The sequence below is a fragment of the Kocuria carniphila genome, from assembly GCF_004136555.1.
Classification (GTDB): Bacteria; Actinomycetota; Actinomycetes; order Actinomycetales; family Micrococcaceae; genus Kocuria; species Kocuria carniphila.
In genome coordinates this window covers 125,272-141,606 of sequence record NZ_NOIT01000009.1, presented here as the reverse complement: position 1 = coordinate 141,606, position 16,335 = coordinate 125,272, and the positions used below count along the sequence as shown (strand labels likewise).

General features: G+C 63.2%; 14 protein-coding genes. 9 read left to right on the top strand and 5 right to left on the bottom strand.

Going from position 1 to position 16,335, the window contains the following annotated elements:
• Positions 1-10: 10 nt before the first annotated feature.
• Positions 11-2,263, top strand: a complete 2,253-nt coding sequence (locus EWV37_RS08310; RefSeq protein WP_129700969.1) for a cytochrome P450 — start codon at positions 11-13, stop codon at positions 2,261-2,263.
• A gap of 24 nt (positions 2,264-2,287) precedes the next feature.
• Here the strand turns inward: EWV37_RS08310 and EWV37_RS08305 are convergent, their stop codons facing one another.
• The 3 genes from EWV37_RS08305 to EWV37_RS08295 all read right to left on the bottom strand — a co-directional run bounded on the left by EWV37_RS08305 (position 2,288) and on the right by EWV37_RS08295 (position 5,308).
• Positions 2,288-2,869, bottom strand: coding sequence for a TetR/AcrR family transcriptional regulator (locus tag EWV37_RS08305; protein ID WP_095796253.1), 582 nt, complete (start codon positions 2,867-2,869; stop codon positions 2,288-2,290).
• Positions 2,870-3,081: 212 nt separating this feature from the next.
• Complete coding sequence (locus EWV37_RS08300) at positions 3,082-3,930, bottom strand: CAP domain-containing protein (RefSeq protein WP_238663159.1); 849 nt, start codon at positions 3,928-3,930, stop codon at positions 3,082-3,084.
• A gap of 496 nt (positions 3,931-4,426) precedes the next feature.
• On the bottom strand, positions 4,427-5,308 hold the full coding sequence (locus tag EWV37_RS08295; protein WP_095796625.1) for a pseudouridine synthase: 882 nt from the start codon (positions 5,306-5,308) through the stop codon (positions 4,427-4,429).
• A 157-nt stretch (positions 5,309-5,465) separates the two neighbouring features.
• On the opposite strand from EWV37_RS08295, the gene idi reads away from it, so the two are divergent.
• The 3 genes from idi to EWV37_RS08280 all read left to right on the top strand — a co-directional run bounded on the left by idi (position 5,466) and on the right by EWV37_RS08280 (position 7,850).
• Complete coding sequence (gene idi / locus EWV37_RS08290; protein WP_095796251.1) at positions 5,466-6,008, top strand: isopentenyl-diphosphate Delta-isomerase; 543 nt, start codon at positions 5,466-5,468, stop codon at positions 6,006-6,008.
• A 46-nt stretch (positions 6,009-6,054) separates the two neighbouring features.
• Positions 6,055-7,227, top strand: coding sequence for a glycoside hydrolase family 76 protein (locus EWV37_RS08285; RefSeq protein ID WP_129700965.1), 1,173 nt, complete (start codon positions 6,055-6,057; stop codon positions 7,225-7,227).
• A gap of 80 nt (positions 7,228-7,307) precedes the next feature.
• Entirely contained in the window at positions 7,308-7,850 is a 543-nt protein-coding gene (locus EWV37_RS08280) for an NUDIX hydrolase family protein (RefSeq protein WP_129700963.1), read from the top strand.
• Positions 7,851-8,080: 230 nt separating this feature from the next.
• Here the strand turns inward: EWV37_RS08280 and EWV37_RS08275 are convergent, their stop codons facing one another.
• A complete protein-coding gene (locus tag EWV37_RS08275; protein ID WP_129700960.1) occupies positions 8,081-9,148 on the bottom strand; it encodes an FUSC family protein in 1,068 nt (355 codons plus the stop codon).
• An 82-nt stretch (positions 9,149-9,230) separates the two neighbouring features.
• Here EWV37_RS08275 and tgt point away from each other — a divergent pair, with 82 nt between their 5' ends.
• The 4 genes from tgt (at position 9,231) to EWV37_RS08255 (ending at position 14,477) form a co-directional block, all read left to right on the top strand.
• Positions 9,231-10,514: a tRNA guanosine(34) transglycosylase Tgt gene (tgt, locus tag EWV37_RS08270; protein ID WP_095796624.1), complete on the top strand. Its 1,284-nt coding sequence runs from the start codon at positions 9,231-9,233 to the stop codon at positions 10,512-10,514.
• 143 nt (positions 10,515-10,657) lie between these two features.
• Positions 10,658-12,427: a biotin carboxylase gene (locus EWV37_RS08265; RefSeq protein WP_238663157.1), complete on the top strand. Its 1,770-nt coding sequence runs from the start codon at positions 10,658-10,660 to the stop codon at positions 12,425-12,427.
• A 31-nt stretch (positions 12,428-12,458) separates the two neighbouring features.
• The gene (locus EWV37_RS08260; RefSeq protein WP_129700958.1) at positions 12,459-13,622 is read left to right on the top strand and encodes a serine hydrolase domain-containing protein; all 1,164 of its coding nucleotides are present in this window, start codon (positions 12,459-12,461) and stop codon (positions 13,620-13,622) included.
• Complete coding sequence (locus EWV37_RS08255) at positions 13,623-14,477, top strand: MBL fold metallo-hydrolase (RefSeq protein ID WP_129700956.1); 855 nt, start codon at positions 13,623-13,625, stop codon at positions 14,475-14,477.
• Between the two features lie 59 nt (positions 14,478-14,536).
• Here EWV37_RS08255 and EWV37_RS08250 read toward each other — a convergent pair whose 3' ends face one another.
• The gene (locus tag EWV37_RS08250; RefSeq protein WP_129700954.1) at positions 14,537-15,283 is read right to left on the bottom strand and encodes a queuosine precursor transporter; all 747 of its coding nucleotides are present in this window, start codon (positions 15,281-15,283) and stop codon (positions 14,537-14,539) included.
• Positions 15,284-15,413: 130 nt separating this feature from the next.
• On the opposite strand from EWV37_RS08250, the gene EWV37_RS08245 reads away from it, so the two are divergent.
• Positions 15,414-16,241 carry a hydroxymethylpyrimidine/phosphomethylpyrimidine kinase gene (locus tag EWV37_RS08245; protein WP_129700952.1) on the top strand — a complete coding sequence of 276 codons (828 nt, stop codon included), beginning with the start codon at positions 15,414-15,416 and terminating at the stop codon, positions 16,239-16,241.
• Positions 16,242-16,335: the final 94 nt, after the last annotated feature.

Here is a 16,335-nt window from a genome sequence, read left to right as displayed (position 1 = left end):
GGATTGCGCCATGACCACGATTGACGACGCCGCTCACCCCGCCGGGCGCTGCCCGGTCGCGCATGGTTTCGATGCCATGGGCGATGACTACTACAGAGACCCCGCCGGCCATCTGGCCGAAGTGCGAGATGCCACGCCGGTGTTCTGGTATCCGTACCTCAATGCCTGGATCGTGACCAAGCGTGACGATTGCCTGGAGGTCCTCTCGGATTGGAAGACCTACTCGTCAGCGGCCAACTCGGCCGCGGATGTGCCCGAGAAGTACCAGGACGTCTATCCGCCTGAACTCGTGGCAAAAATGATCGTCGGTCAAGATCCCCCGGGTCATACCGAAGCCCGTTCGGTGGCTCATCGCGGGTTCATCAAGGAACGCATGGACCGGCTTCAGCCCGAGATCGAGGCCCGCGCCCACCGCATCATCGATCGCTTCGAAGCAACCGGATCTGCAAACCTGCTCGAGGAGTATTCACTGGAGCTGACCACGCAGACCATCATGGCTCTGCTGGGCCTGGACTACGAGTACGAACCCATGATGCGTCAGTTGCGAGACGATCTCTTCTCGGTGTTGTCCTCAGCCCACGAGCCACTGCCCGAGCCCAAACGCTCGGAGGTGTGGGACCGGTTCGTCCGAGCAAACCTGGCACTGAGAGAGATCATCGACTCCCGCAGGGATTCCGAGGCGGACGACATCATCTCCGTCATGGCATCCGCACGCACGGATGACGGCTCCTTTGCCCTGCCCACGCCTCAGATCGCGCTGCATGTCTCCGAATTCGCCGCGGCGGGTACGGACACCACGGCCCAGGCAATGACCAATGCCGTGATCTTCCTGTCCCGGAATTCCGGCGCCCTCCAGGATGCGATCGCGGAGCCGGAGTTGTGGCCTCGCGCTTTCGAGGAAACCGTGCGACGTCGCCCTTCTTCCACCTTCACGTCGAGACGGGCCACGCGCGCGGTCACCCTATCCGATGTCACGGTCGAGGAGGGGGACATGATTTGGGTTGCCCTGGCATCCGCCAATACGGACCCGGAGCACGTGGAGCGGCCCTTCGAGTTTGATATCCATCGGCCCGACCCCACCGACCACCTCGCGTTCACGGCCGGGCGGCACACGTGCCTGGGCAACCCCCTGGCCCGCGTCCAGGGGGCAACTGGCCTGCGCGTACTGTTCGAGCGTTTGCCCTCGCTCCGGCCCGATGACACGGCGGAACTGGATTTTCTCCGCATGGCCCTCTTACCCGTTCGGCGATCTTTGAACGTGCACTGGGATGTTGCGGACGTGGAGCGCTCCAAGGAACGCACCGTGCGGACCCTCAACCTTGAGGTTCTGGACCGAACAGAAGCATCGGACGGAGTGGTCACGTTGACCCTGGGTCACCCCGACGGCGGTGAACTTCCCACCTGGCGCGCTGGCGCGCACGTGGACGTGCACGTTCCCAACGGTGAGCTGGAGCCTTTCGTGCGGCAGTACTCCTTGTCCTCCGATCCGGGGGAGACGAACGTTTACCGCATCGGTGTGCTCAAAGAAGTCTCCGGGCGCGGAGGCTCCGAAGCCTTGCACGAGACGTTGCTTCCAGGCTCGCGCGTCACGGCCTCGTGGCCCCGTAACAACTTCAGGTTGGCGCCCTCTCCGAAATACATCTTTGTCGCCGGTGGCATCGGCATCACACCCATCCTGGCGATGATCCGGGAGGCGGAGCGTGCCGGGGCGGACTGGGAACTGGTCTATGGCGGACGCACTCGGTCCTCGATGGCGTTCCTGTCGGATCTCGCGAAGTACGGCGATCGGGTCACTCTGGTTCCGCAGGATGAACTCGGAATCATTGACCTGCCCGGATTGCTCGGCGAAGTTCGTGAAGAAACGTTGATCTACGCGTGCGGGCCCGAACCCCTCCTGCGAGCCGCGGAAGAGTGTGCCGCCCACTGGCCCAAGGACTCTCTCCGCCTGGAGCGATTCGCGCCCAAGGTGGTCGAACGTACAGTGCCCGACACTCCTTTCGATGTGGAGTTCGCAGCGTCAGGAACCACCGTGACCGTAGGAGCGGACGAGACCATCCTGGATGCCGCCGAGCGTCAGGGGTTGCCGGTGATCTCGTCGTGCAAGACCGGCACGTGTGGCACCTGTGAAACCCCGATTGTCGCCGGTCAGGCGGACCACCGGGATTCAATCCTTACGGCCTCAGAGCAGGAGACGAACGAGACCATGATGATCTGTGTGTCCCGCGCTGCCGTCGGCTGTCCCAAGCTGGTGTTGGATCGCTGATCTACAACGCCAAGAAGGGCCGGGCTACTCGCCGAAAAGCTGCGCCCATTGGCGCGCTAAAGAGGCAAGTACCCGGTCCTCGCGCTCTCTGTGACCACGGATGTACAGGAAATAGAAATTTCGTTCCAGGCTCATCATGAGAGTTGTCATGTGAACTTCCCGATCTAACCGTTCTTCCTGGTTCCGGCAATCCCTATAGAGAGCGGTCTGACGGCTCGAAATTCGACGCCCCAGCCCTAGCCATTCATCCAGAACTTCTGGGTCCGTTGCCATCGCTCGATTGATGGCCTCGAATTCCGTCGAGTACCGGATCCACATGTCGCGAGCCTCATCGAGCCATGCTTTCATGGCCTCGCAACTGTGCGATGACATCTGGTCAAGACGATCGTAGAGACTGGCTATCAAAGTCTCGATTTCCTGCATTCGAGCCATAATGATTTGTGGTTTGCTCTTGAAGTACAAGTATAGGTTCGCGCGACTACTACCAGCGGCGGACGCAATCTGCGCCATGGAAGTCTGCTCGTATCCACGTTCTTTGATGAGCTGCAATGCCACATCCACGAACCGCTGTCGCGTTTGGACGCTCTTAGCGGTTCGGTCAGTCATATGAGCTCCGAAGTGTGGTCAGTCACTTGCAGGTTGGCGCTTTCACCTGGTGGCGACGGGCAGTCGTTGACGAGTCTAACCAAGGCACCGGAATCGTCAGTCGAGATCCCTCAGAAATACGTTCACACGGATCAATTCCGAAGGCTTCAGCCAACCTACCCGTGGTGCACCGCAGTTCGCGAACCATCTACGGTGCACCACTTGTGGCTCTTCTAGCGGGTAACCCAGGTTTTCCCGGTCACCGAGGACCAGTGAGCTACGTAGCCATTGGAGAAGCGCTGCTGGACTTCGGTACCGACTCGATACTCATCCGTAGTGGGATACCCCCAGCCGCGCTCGTATCCCGACTTCTTCCATGCGTTTCCGATGGCACCGGTTTCAACAACCGCCCGCGCGCCAGTGGCCGGGGACCACAAGATCTTGTGTCCGACCCCTCTAGAGTTGCGGAAGCTCTGGTAGGCGCCGCCGTTGATCAGTCCACCGCGTTCGTTCATCGTGGGGGTTCCGACAACGCCGGTTCCGCCCAGGGCACTATGCCGAGCCTTGATAGCGCCCTTGACCGTGTAACCACCAATGTTTTGAGGCGCTGTTGAGTATGTTGGGCTCTTTTTATTGGACTGCGTAGCGACCCCTCCGAGAAGACTTCCCGAAACGGTGGTGGACACATCTTTTGGACCCGCGCCTTGCGGGAATCCGTAGGAAACCACGGTGCCGACCAGGCGCCACCCGGAACCGGTGCGGGACAAAGAACCGTCCACGTGAGTGAGCCCAATTCCAATGACCTTCATCTTCGGATCGGTCAACACCTTGTTGTGTCCGTTGGAACCCTTCCACCACTGCACAAGATCAGTGACCGAGTTCCTGTAGGAAAGCGCGTGGATTTCCCCCACCGCGTTGTACCCGGCGGCCCGAGGATCGGTCAGAAAGGTGTTGCTGTGATTGATGACTTCCTGCTGGACCAGTCGGTTGGACTGCCCCTGTGCAATGCCGGACAGGCTGGCCGAGTATTTCACCGGGGCCAAACCCTTAGATGCGCGGTGAGCATTAATTTGATTGAGCATGTTCTGAGCATCAGCTGCGCGGGTTGACTGAGACACAGAGACAATGTCGTTGGGAGCAGCATTCGCCGGCGCTGTGGCGGTCAGACCGCCGAGCATGATGCATGCTGCGGTCGCGGAAGTGAGCAGTCGATTGCTCGATTTACGTTTGGGGGCGGCATGTTTGGGGGTGCGGTACTTGAACATCAGTATCGGGCCATTTCGTCGTCGGGCGCAGAGAAGTGCGCAGAGTCAACTAAAGACCAGACGAAATTGCGCACGGGGGGTTCTGCGTCAAAGGAGCGGTTCAAAAAGAAGAGCACCGTCCACCGGGAGGTGGCTGGGGGGAAGAGCCATCGTTGATACTACACACATTGACGTTATCTTGTCGTTATTAATGGTTTTTCTGGAACCAAATTTCCCCGTGGAAGTGAACAATCGGGAAACGACGGGAAGTATCGCCACAGTGACTGACGTTAGTGGCGAAACCACGTTCATTCCCCGCACCCCATAGTTATGACTAGCCCGCCACCGCCGCATGACTACTCGGCGTCAAGCGAGAATCGATCATCACGGATTCCCCCGTCATCGGATGCACGAACGTCATGGAACGCGCGATCAACTGCATGGGGTTGTCCGGGTCTTCCACATCGAAGTCATTCAGCGGCACCGGGTACAGCTTGTCGCCCCGCAACGGCAGCCCCAAAGACGTCATGTGCACGCGGATCTGGTGGGTGCGTCCGGTCAGTGGCCGAACTTCGTAGAGTCCCCACTCACCGGACTCATCCGTGAAGGAAACCAGCAGCCGAACATCCGTGATCGCATTGACCTCCCCCGGATCCTCGCGGGCCTGCAACTCACCCTGCGTCTTGTTGATTCGCGATTCCACGCGCACCGGTTCGGCATCCACTCGCCCGTTGAGCGAAGCCACGGCCCAATACGTCTTGGACACCGACCGCTGCTCGAACATCTTGTGGAAGGCCCCACGATGCTCGCGCCGTTTGCACAGCAACAGGACCCCTCCGGTGGAACGGTCCAGCCTGTGCAGTGCGGAAATCTCGTCGTTGGCGAACTGCACGCGCCCCGCGACCACCGCACTGCGGCGGACGTTCTCTCCCTTGGGGGTACTGCACAGCCCATGGGGCTTGTCCACGGCGATGATCCACTCGTCCTCGTACAACACGTCCAAGGTGACGGGAGCGGCGTCGTCGTCGGGAATGGGACGGTGGAACCACACGGAAGCGCCCGGAACGTAGGGCGAAGAAGTCGTGACCACGGTGCCGTCGTCGGAACGCACTCGACCAGCCCCGACCTCGTCCGCGAACCACGCGGCGCTGTCCGGGAACCGCTGCATCACGTAGGAGACGGCGGTTGCGGGCAGCGAACCGAGCGATAGAAGCACAGGGTCAGGCGCGCCCGGCCCCGGCATGCGAACCCGCGTGGGCCCCACCCCGCGGTCCATGGGCAGGGGCGGTGCCGTGCGTCGTTTCCTCATATCGCGTGAGACCAGCCAGCTACCATGGCCTGGAACCTAACACACGACTTAGAGGCGGCCCATCGTGACCCAGCAGACCACCGCGGAGCACGTGGTGCTCCTGGATGACCAGCATCAGCCCACCGGCACCGCGCTCAAATCGGAGGTCCACACTGAGGACACTCCCCTGCATCTCGCGTTCTCATGTCACGTGCTCAATACCAAGGGCGAGGTCCTGGTGACCCGCCGCGCGCTGAGCAAGAAGACCTGGCCGGGCGTGTGGACCAACAGTTTCTGCGGCCACCCCGGTCCGGACGAGCCCTTCGAGACGGCCATCGCTCGCCGCGCGCAACAGGAACTCGGCTTGGAGATCCGCAACATCGCCCCCGTGATTCCGGAGTTCAGCTACCGCGCCACGGACGCGTCCGGGATTGTGGAGAACGAGTTCTGCCCGGTGTTCGTGGCCATCACCGATTTCGAGCCCGAGCCCGTGGAGTCCGAGGTCTCCGAATACGCCTGGGCCACCCCGCAGGACCTGGCCGACGCCGTCCAGCGCGCGCCGTTCGCGTTCAGCCCGTGGCTCGTCTCCCAGATCGCCGAGCCGGAGTTGCAGGCACAACTCGGCTAGCCGGTTAGGCTCGGACCGTCTCGTTTTCCGGCCCAGGAGCACTGCCATGTCCGAATCCCCGGCGTACCGCGCCGCCAAAGCCGCGCACTCCGTGGATCGCCTGTTCGGCTCCCGCGCCCTCCGCGTACCGGGCACCTACCTGGGCGCCGTGGCCTTCCCCCACCCGCGCGTGGGCCCGTGGCACTACTGGTGGCAGGCCCACCTCCTTGACGCGCTCGTCGACGCCGCCGCCCGCGAGCGCCGCGCCGGTCACGACGACGACGCCGCCCGCCTGCGTTCTCGCGCCCACCGTCTGTTGCGCGGCATGGCCATCCGAAGCGGTGGCCGGGTTACCAACAACTTGTTCTTCGATGACATGGCCTGGCTCGCCCTGGCCTTGGGACGCCTGCGCGAGGAAGACCTCGAGGCCACCGGCACGTGCGGCAAGGACGTGTTGAGCGCGGGCAGTTCACTCATGAACCGCCTCGAATCCGGTTGCGACTCCAACCTGGGCGGCGGTACGTGGTGGAACACCACCCGCGACTACAAGAACACCGCCGCCACGGCTCCCACCGCACTTGCCCTGCTGCGCACCCACCGCGTGGCCGAGGCCCGCGACCAGTTGAACTGGTTGTTCGACACCCTGTGGGATGACGAGCGCGGGGCCTTCCTGGATGGCATCCGCTTGGTCGCCGCCGGTTCCGGCACGGAAACCACCTCGGTGGATCGCGCGCTGTACAGCTACAACTCCGGCCCGGCGCTCGGTGCGGTCCTGGAACTGGCCGAACTCACCCGGGACCCGGCCGAACGTCAACTGTGGCTGGACCGCGCTGCGGCCATCGTCCACGGCGCGGCCAAGCAGTTCACCGTGGACGGTCCCCACGGAAAACCGGTCCTGCGCACCCACGGCGGAGGGGACGGCGGGCTGTTCACCGGGATCCTGGCGCGCTATCTGGGCCAGGCGGCGTCGTCGGAATTGCTGGATCCTGACGCGCGAGCAGTGGCCCGTGAATTAGTCGAAGAGACTGCCCGGGCGCTGTGGGACGGCCGACGCGAATTCGACCCGGTCGAGGACTTTTCCAAGCCCGTCGCCCAGCGCGAAGAGGGCGAGACCGTGGCCGTGTTCTCCCCCGAACCGGCACGTCACTCGAACGAGGCGCAACGCGTGGGAGCCCCCGTGGAACTCGGCACGCAGGTGCAGGCATGGACCGTTCTGGAAGCCGCCGCGCTGCTCTCGTGAGGTTCGGCTGTGCGCTGAACCACCCCGCGAAACCGGCGCTCGGCATAGCCGTAAAGGGTGCGCTGGGGTAGAAACACTGTATGAGTTCTGTACGTACTCCGGACCCCAATCCAGGCTGGCTCAGTGAGGACGACCTCAATCATGCCCGGTCGCTGCTGCCCATCGTGTACATCCAGGCCATCCCCGTGCGCTTGGACCCCCTCGGCTGCATTTCCGAGATCGGCCTGCTGCTACAGGGGACTTCGGAAGGCCACATGGTGCGCACGTTCGTCTCCGGGCGCGTGATGTACCGCGAGACGGTGCGCGCGGCGCTGCTGCGGCACCTCGAGAAGGATCTGGGCTCGCTCGCGTTCCCGCAGATGCCGTCCTCCACGGTCCCGTTCGCGGTCTCCGAATTCTTCCCGTCTCCGTCCGAGACCGGCCTGACCGACGATCGACAGCACGCGGTGGCCCTGAGCTACATCATCCCGGTGCGCGGCGAATGCGAGCCGCGCCAGGACGCTCTGCAGTTGTCGTGGATGACCCCGGACGAGGCGCTGTCCGCAGACGTCCAGGGCGAGTTCGAAGGCGGCCGCGGGGATCTGATCCGCCAAGCCATCGCGCACGCCGGCTGGGGCCGCTGAGCCTCACCGCCGTTCCCCACCACCACCACCGACGACGACGCCACTCGGTCGCGTTGGCGCGCGTTTCCTCGCCCGAAAGCACTCGCTCGTGGACATTTGAGGTCGAGGATCGCAGCTGAACATTTAGGGCAGAGGAACGCGCCTGGAACCCGGCGTTTTCTGCGAACCCGTGCCAGAGATGTCACCGAGGAGCGGCGTCGAACCCGGCCGGTGCACGAATCATGCGGGCGTCAGTCTTGCGGCTCGTCCCCGTTGGCCGCTTGACGAATCAGGGGAACGGCACGGGTGTCCGCCTCGCGTTCGGACCGGGTGCGGAAGATGTACACGACCGCCAGTCCGCACACCGCTCCGATCACGGTTTCCACGGCGCGAGCCTGCAGCAGGGAGAGCGCCTCCACGGGGTGGGCCAGCTGCGTCATGAGCAGAGCGAGCGGGGTGATGAACAACAACGCGATCGAATAGTTGCGGCCGATGAACAGCTCCGCCAGGAACTGCAACAGGATCACGAACACCACGATGTGCCACGTTTCCAACTGCAGAGACAGCAAAAAGGCCGTGACACCCACGCCACCCAGAGTGCCCACCATGCGGTGCACGCCGCGCTGGAGCCTGGCACTCAGATCAGGGGCAGCAATCGGCGCGGCCGCCGCGACCATGGCCCAGTAACTGTGCGACAGTCCGCTCATCATGCCCAGGGCCCCGGCAACGGAGGTCGCCAGGAAGAACCGACCCGCATGCGACCACAGTTGACCGGTCGTAAGCCCGTGATGGGCGGGCACGGAGGCGATGGGACCGTGAACACCTTCGCCCACCCATTTTCCGGCCAACCCGAGCACCACGGAAAGCCCTGCGGACAAGGCGGCGATCAGACCCGCGACCCACAGAGGGGCGGCGTCGGGCAGGGAGCCGATGGCCCCCACCGCAAAGATGAAGAACAGCGACCCGGCCGGTTTGAGGGTGAGGTAGGCCGCCACGAGTGCGCCTAATCCCGCCACCACCGCGGTGACCCCCAGCGTCACCACCTGCGCGGCACCCAGGTTGGACAGCAGCGCACCCAGCAAGATGCACACCAAGAGAATGAGACCGGCCTGCGACTGGTGCTTGAACCGATCACGGATAGGTTCGTTGCGTGCGTAGATGGAGGTGAAAGCGCCGAAGGCCGCGTAGATCGCCAGATCCGTCCGGTCGAGGGCCAGCAGAACCAGCAGGGGTATGGCCACGGACAGCGCAATACGCGCCGCCGGAATGTGATCCCGCTGTGATGGCGGGAGGGCGAAAAACTGGGCAACCGTGCTCACCTGAGTGCGGCCTACCTCTCTGTCTGGAACGTTGAACCGGGCCCATTCTCTCGCAGTCGCCGGGAACCGGCACAATGGTGTGGTGCCTACGCCCAGTACCGAAACTTCCAGCGCTCCCTTCAGCTTCGAGATCGAGACCCGCCTGCGGGACAGCTCATCCCCCTCGACCGAACAGATCCAGGCAAATGGGGGCCAGTTCCAGGGCCGCACCGGCACGATCCACACCCCGCACGGCAATATCCAGACGCCGGCGTTCATCCCCGTGGCCACCCAGGCCGTGGTCAAGGCCGTTCTGCCGGAGTCGCTGGCTGACGAGGGCGCTCAGGCCATGCTCGCCAACGCCTATCACTTGTTCCTCCAGCCCGGCGACGACATTCTGGACGCCGCCGGCGGCCTAGGGAAGTTCATGAACTGGCCCGGCCCCACCTTCACGGACTCGGGCGGGTTCCAGGTCATGTCCCAGGGTTCGGGCCTGGGCAAGGTCATCGACATGTCCACGGTCGAGGAACCGCTCGGCGACGACGACATCGCCAAGGGCCAGGAACGCATGGCCAACGTCGACGACGACGGCGTGTGGTTCCGTTCTTACATCAACGGTGACCTCCACCGGTTCACCCCGGAGATCTCCATGCAGATCCAGCACAACTTGGGCGCGGACATCATGTTCGCCTTCGATGAGCTGACCACGCTCCACAACTCCCGGGGCTACCAGGAAGAGGCGTTAGAGCGAACTCGGTTGTGGGCGCTTCGCTGCATCGCGGAACACCAACGCCTGACCGAGGAGCGCTCCCACAAGCCGTACCAGGCGCTGTTCGGAGTTATTCAAGGTGCACAGTACGAAGACCTGCGCCGGAAGGCTTGCCGAGATTTGGCCACCATGGGCTTCGACGGATTCGGCATCGGCGGAGCCCTGGAAAAACAGCAATTGGGAACAATTGTTCGCTGGTGCACCGAAGAGTTACCGGAAAGTACACCGAAACATCTTCTGGGCATTTCCGAACCCGATGATATCTTTACGGCAATCGACAACGGCGTGGACACCTTCGACTGCGTTTCACCCACCAGGGTGGCGCGCTCATCAGCCGTCTACTCCCCGACCGGACGGTTCAACCTGACCAACGCACGTTTTGCGCGGGACTTCACACCGATCTCCGACACGTGTCCGTGCTACACATGCGCCCACTACACCCGGGCGTACTTGAGGCACTTGTTCAAGGCCAAGGAACGCAACGCCGCGACCTTGGCATCCATCCACAACGAGCGGTTCATCCTGGACATCGTGTCCGGAGCGCGCGACGCGATAAACACCGGAAATTATTTCGAATACCGAGATAAAACTCTCAGGAATTACTACCAAATGCAATGATCACCTTACTGCTACTCTCCCTGTCGCGGTCCCGCCGTCTGAAATCTTTGTACTCAAACCCCGGGACACGCCGCACTGTGTTGTACACCACATTCGCGGCCCTGTATAAACGGGAATCACAGCGATCCGGAGGGGTGGTCAGCATGACCGAGAACGAGGACCAAACTGGCGTGGACTTGGATTCCACGCCCACACCCGCGCAAGATGCGGCCAATTCCGGAGTGGGGGAAACACTCGCCGGCACTCCTGCTAGCGAACCCGTAGACGGAGAATTCAAAGCACCACCCACCGGGGGCCTGTCCCTGGTGGATCCCCGCGAAAGTGAACAACCCGCCAAGTGCGTGATCCCCGGCAGGCCAGCCTCCGTAGACGAAACGAACGAAGTCACCGCTGGCGGTTACGGCGTGGGTGTTGATGCAAAATATGTCCCGCCCAGCATGGCTGGACCCACGCGACGCGTACTGCGCAATATCTCTGAGGTGCGGCACTTCTTCCGCGTCAACGACACCCCCGTGTTCTTCGTGGGTGCCACCCCGTTCAACCTGCTGGGCCTGGACCGCTGGGTGCGCAACCTGTCCTACATCTCGTTCTACGACGGCTGGGACGGCGCACATCCGCGCATCTTCACGCCTAAGAACAAGCCCGCCCGTGAGTTCGAGTCCGGCGAGGACATCAACAACTGGCTCCTGCGTCATCACGAGGTTCGCGCGCTGATCGATTCCCGCACGCCTCGGGGGACCCGACCCAAGATCGCTCTGGTCTTCTTCAACGAAGAGACCGAGGAGATCTGCGAGGAACTCGGGTACGACCTGATCCTGCCCAAGGCGGAGCTTCGCGAAAAACTGGACTCCAAGCTGATCACCACGCGCCTCGGCCACGAGGTGGGAGTGCCCTCGGTACCGAACATCCTCACCACGGTGGACTCCTGGGACGAGCTCCAGAAAGAAACCACCGAGAACGGCCTCGGCACCGACCTCGTGGTGCAGACGGCCTACGGCGACTCCGGCAAGACTACGTTCTTCATCAAGTCCGAAGAGGACTGGAATCAATACAAGGACGAGATCGTCGGCCAAGAGGTCAAGGTCATGAAGCGCATCAACAACTTCCCTGTTGCGGTGGAGGCGGTGCAGACCGACGCCGGCACCATTGTGGGCCCGTTCATGACCGAGTTGACCGGATACCCGGAATTGACCCCCTACCGCGGTGGCTGGTGCGGCAACGAGACCTTCCCGGACGTACTCGACGACGAGACGCGCGCCGTGGCCTCGGACATGGTCCGCAGACTGGGTGACCGCCTGGGTGAGGAGGGCTACAAGGGCTTCTTCGAAGTGGACGTGCTCATCGACCTGGACACCAAGGACGTGTACCTGGGTGAGCTGAACCCGCGCATTTCCGGAGCAACATCCATTACTCAAGTCACCGCCGGTGCATACGCGGACGTCCCCCTGTTCTTGTTCCACATCCTGCAGTACATGGATGTCGAACTGCAGTTGGACGTGGACGAGATCAATGAACGCTGGGCCGAGCTGGCTGCCGTGGACGTGTGGAGCCAGGCCGTGGTCAAGGAGATCTCCCCGGGCGTTGCCCGAATCGATAAAGCGCCCCGCACTGGCCAGTACTTCGTGGACGCTGACGGAGGCCTCGTTTACCGACGCCCGGCGCTAGACTGGCACCAGCTTCAGAACTCGTCGGAAGTCTTTTTCATGCGGATCTACGGTCCCGGCGAGTTTCGTTGGAAGGGCGCAGATCTGGGCATCATCGTGTCGGTCGGGCGATTGCAGCGTGACACCGGCAATGGCACCGCGCTTAGCATTCGAGCCAAGCATTTGATCGAATCCTTCCGAGACATGTACACCGTGACTCCCCTGGTTCGTCCTGCAGGGGCCAAGGGATCTGCAGGTTTGAAGGCCTAGGTTGCTCAGCGAGACCAGCGGCTCCCCGGGTATGGGAGTCACTCTCAACAACTGGCAGACCCCCGAGCAACTCGCGTGGTCGTTCCAGCACATTGCGGACATCCTGCCCACCGCGGCCATTTCGCGCGCCGCGGCACCGGCAGCTACGTTCGAGAGTGCTCCCGCACCCGTGGAGAACCTCCCCCTTGTCACGGTTGACGGTCGATTTCTCACCGTGGGCGAAGTCATGGACTGGACCTACACCGACGGCTGGTTGGTCGAACATGACGGCAAGATCCTGGCCGAGCATTACCCCGGTGGCATGGCTCCGGGCACCAAGCACTTGCTGATGTCCGTGAGTAAGTCCCTGGTCTCGCTCGTTGCAGGATCACTCTGGGGCTCGGGCCTCCTCCACCTGGACGCACCCGTGACCGCCTACGTACCGCAATTGGCATATTCGGGGTACGCGGGCGCCACTGTGCGGAACCTCTTGGACATGCGGACGGGCGTGCGCTTCTCCGAGGAGTACACGGACCCGGATGCAGAGGTCCGCCAGCTCGAGGAAGCCATCGGGTGGAAGCCCTGGACCCACCCCGGCCCGCGCAGCATGTACGAATTCCTGCTGGGCCTGAAGAAGGTCCGCGAGCACGGAGGCGTGTTCGAGTACCGCTCGGCGGAAACCGATGTGCTCGGTTGGGTCTGCGAGGCCGCCGGCGGTGCACGCATGCAGCAGTTGATGTCCCGCATGCTGTGGAGTCGCATCGGTGCAGAAGAGGACGCCAACATTGGTGTGGACAGCACCGGCACCGGCATGTTCGACGGCGGCATTTCCGCCTCCCTGCGCGATATCGCTCGAGTGGGCCGCGTGGTCCTGGGTGACGGCGTGTCCATGACCGGCGCCCGGGTGACCCCCGCGGAGTGGATCTACGACACCGTGGCGGGTGGCCCTGATTCCCGCCAGGTTTTCGCGGATTCCCCCACGGACACCCGGATGCCCGGCGGCATGTACCGAAACCAGTTCTGGATTCCGCGCGAAGGTTCGGACGTGATCCTTGCCCTGGGCATCCACGGACAAATGATCTATATCAACCGCCCGGCCCGCGTGGTCGCCACCAAGCTCTCGAGCTGGCCGGTGCCGCAAGACGCGTGGATGCTGCTGACCACCCTCACCGCCTTCGACACCATTGCTGCGGCCGTGCAGGAGAACCGGATCTAAATGGACACGGACCAGCCACACGCCCACCCCGGCGAGCTTCGCCGGGTCAGCGCGTGCGCGGGAGTGATCCTGGCGCCCAATCCCGGGCCCATGACGTTGGACGGAACCAACACGTGGATCCTGTCCGCGCCGGGTTCCGATCCGGAGCATGCCCATTACGGCAGTCACCCCTCGGCGCAGGGCCGTGGTTCGTGGCCCGGCAGTGATGTCGTGGTGGTGGATCCCGGGCCGGAGGATCTCGGCCATCTCAAGGCGATCGTGGATGTCGGTAACGTCGTGCTGATTCTGATCACACACCGCCACGGTGACCACACGGACGGCATCGACCGGCTCCACGAGCTGACGGGCGCCCCCGTTCGGGCGGCACTACCTGAGCACTGCCGGGACGGCGAACCGCTCAGCGATGGAGACACGATCGTGGCCGCAGGAATGCGGATTCAGGTCATCGCGACCCCCGGCCATACGTCGGACTCCGTGAGCTTCAGAATTCCGCACGACGAACCGGAAACCATCATCACCGGGGACACGATCCTGGGCCGCGGTTCCACCATGATTGATTACCCGGACGGCTCACTCGGCGATTACCTGCGCTCGCTCAACGTCTTGGGTCGGCATTCGGGTGCCATGGTGCTGCCAGCCCACGCCGGCCCGCTGCACGATATCCAAGAGATTTGCGAGGAGCTCACTGAACACCGCCTGGAACGCCTGGATCAGGTGCGTTCGGTGCTCAACGAGCTGGGCAGCGGCGCGAGCCTCGAGGCCATCACGGACGCCGTCTACGCGGACGTACCGGAGGGAGTCCGCCGCGCGGCTGAGCACTCCATCACCGCGCAGCTCGCCTACCTCGGCTACTGACTGAGTTTCAGTCCCGATCTCACACTGCGGCCGCACCCCAATGGGCCGAGACCCGTGAACTACGCGCGGGTTTCGACGTCGCTCCGAACCGTTCCGTAGCTCGGCTCGCGGCGCTTGATCCACCCGATCACGGCGTACGTGACGGGCATGAGGAGCACCTCGACCAGGCACTTGTACACGTAGCCCACGATCACGTAGTTGAGGAACCCGGACCACGAATCGATGCCGATGATCGGTGCCGCGATCGAGCAGAAGATGATGGTGTCGACCAGCTCACCCACCATGGTGGAGCCGATGAGGCGGGCCCACAGGTGCTTCTCCTTGGTCTTGGCTTTGACCTTGACCATCACGTAGGCGTTGAGTAGCTGGCCGACCAAGTAGCCCAGTAGCGAACCGACCACAATGAGCGGGACCGGGCCCAGCACGGCTTCGAATGCGCTCTGGTTCTCGTAGAACTCAGCCGGCGGCAGGATGATCACGATCCAGAACACTGCGGAGGAGAACGCACCGAACACGAAGGACGTGATGATGGCCTTGCGAGCAGCCCTGAAGCCGTAAACCTCGGACACCACATCGCCCAGCACATAAGCCAACGGGAACAGGAAGAACCCACCGTCGGTGATGATGGGACCGAACTCCACACCCTTGGTCGCTCCGATGTTGGAGAGCACAAGGATCACGCAATAGGCGGCCAGAATCAGGTCGAAGTACGTACGGGGGCGGCGAGCGAAAGCGGGGCCGGCGGCGTCGGACGGGGCCGCAGTTGAGGAAACGTCACGGGTGACCGGGGTGGCGGAATTGGGCACGACAAACTCTCCACGGAATCAAGGGAACTGGTGCGACGTCGCCTGCCACCCGGCGTCGTGGATCAGTGTAATGGTTACGCCTGTTGCGTTGAATTCGCGAGCACGGGGATTGCAGGAGCACAATATCCCCATGACTGAACTTTCCCGCCCGCAACCTCCCGTTGCCATGACGATTGCCGGTTCCGAAGTCACCGGCGGGGCCGGCGCGCTTGCGGATATCAAGACTTTCACTTCGCTGGGAGTTTTCGGCTCCCTGGCGCTGACCTGCATTGTGGCGTTCGATCCGGAGAATGACTGGGCCCATCGCCTGACTCCGGTTGACCAGGAGACCCTGGCCAATCAGCTGCAGACCATTTCTGCCGCGTACGACCTGGACGCCGTCAAGATCGGCATGCTCGGTTCACCGGACACGATCCACACCGTGGCCAAGGCCATGACCGAGCTCAAGCCGCGTCACTTGGTGCTGGACCCCGTGCTGATCTGCAAGGGTCAAGAGCCCGGCGCGGCCCTGGACACTGATCAGGCGCTCAAGGCCGAGGTGCTGCCGTTGGCCACGTTCGTGACGCCCAACCACTTCGAATCGTTATCGCTGTCCGGCATGAACGAGATCAACAACGTGGAGGATCTCAAGGAAGCCGCCAAACGCATCCACGATTCCTCCGGCGCCACCGTGCTGGCCAAGGGCGGCGTGCGTCTGTCCGGCCCGGACGCCGTGGACGTCTTCTACGACGGCTCCGAACTCGAGGTGCTCAGCGAACCCAAGGTGGGCGAGGTTCCGGTCTCGGGTGCGGGCTGCTCGTTGGCCGCCGCGGTTGCCGCCGAGCTGGCCAAGGGCGCGTCCGAGATCGACGCAGCTCGCACCGCCAAGGCGTTCGTTTCCGCCGGCATCCGCCACCGACTCGATTCTCACCTCCCGTTCGAATCCCTGTGGCAGGGCGGGCTCGCCGCCGAGTCCTGACTCCCACGATCGACGACGCCGCGCGCACCGGTTCCCCACGCTGGGGCCGGCGAGCGCGGCGTCGTCGGCATTTCGGAGCACAAGCGGGACGTTT

Coding starts and splice junctions, on each gene's coding strand:
- EWV37_RS08310 (WP_129700969.1), top strand. CDS start 11: ATGACCACGATTGACGACGCCGCTCACCCCGCCGGGCGCTGCCCGGTC.
- EWV37_RS08265 (WP_238663157.1), top strand. CDS start 10,658: ATGACCGAGAACGAGGACCAAACTGGCGTGGACTTGGATTCCACGCCC.
- EWV37_RS08285 (WP_129700965.1), top strand. CDS start 6,055: ATGTCCGAATCCCCGGCGTACCGCGCCGCCAAAGCCGCGCACTCCGTG.
- EWV37_RS08280 (WP_129700963.1), top strand. CDS start 7,308: ATGAGTTCTGTACGTACTCCGGACCCCAATCCAGGCTGGCTCAGTGAG.
- EWV37_RS08260 (WP_129700958.1), top strand. CDS start 12,459: ATGGGAGTCACTCTCAACAACTGGCAGACCCCCGAGCAACTCGCGTGG.
- EWV37_RS08300 (WP_238663159.1), bottom strand. CDS start 3,930: ATGCTCAATCAAATTAATGCTCACCGCGCATCTAAGGGTTTGGCCCCG.
- EWV37_RS08245 (WP_129700952.1), top strand. CDS start 15,414: ATGACTGAACTTTCCCGCCCGCAACCTCCCGTTGCCATGACGATTGCC.
- EWV37_RS08255 (WP_129700956.1), top strand. CDS start 13,623: ATGGACACGGACCAGCCACACGCCCACCCCGGCGAGCTTCGCCGGGTC.
- EWV37_RS08305 (WP_095796253.1), bottom strand. CDS start 2,869: ATGACTGACCGAACCGCTAAGAGCGTCCAAACGCGACAGCGGTTCGTG.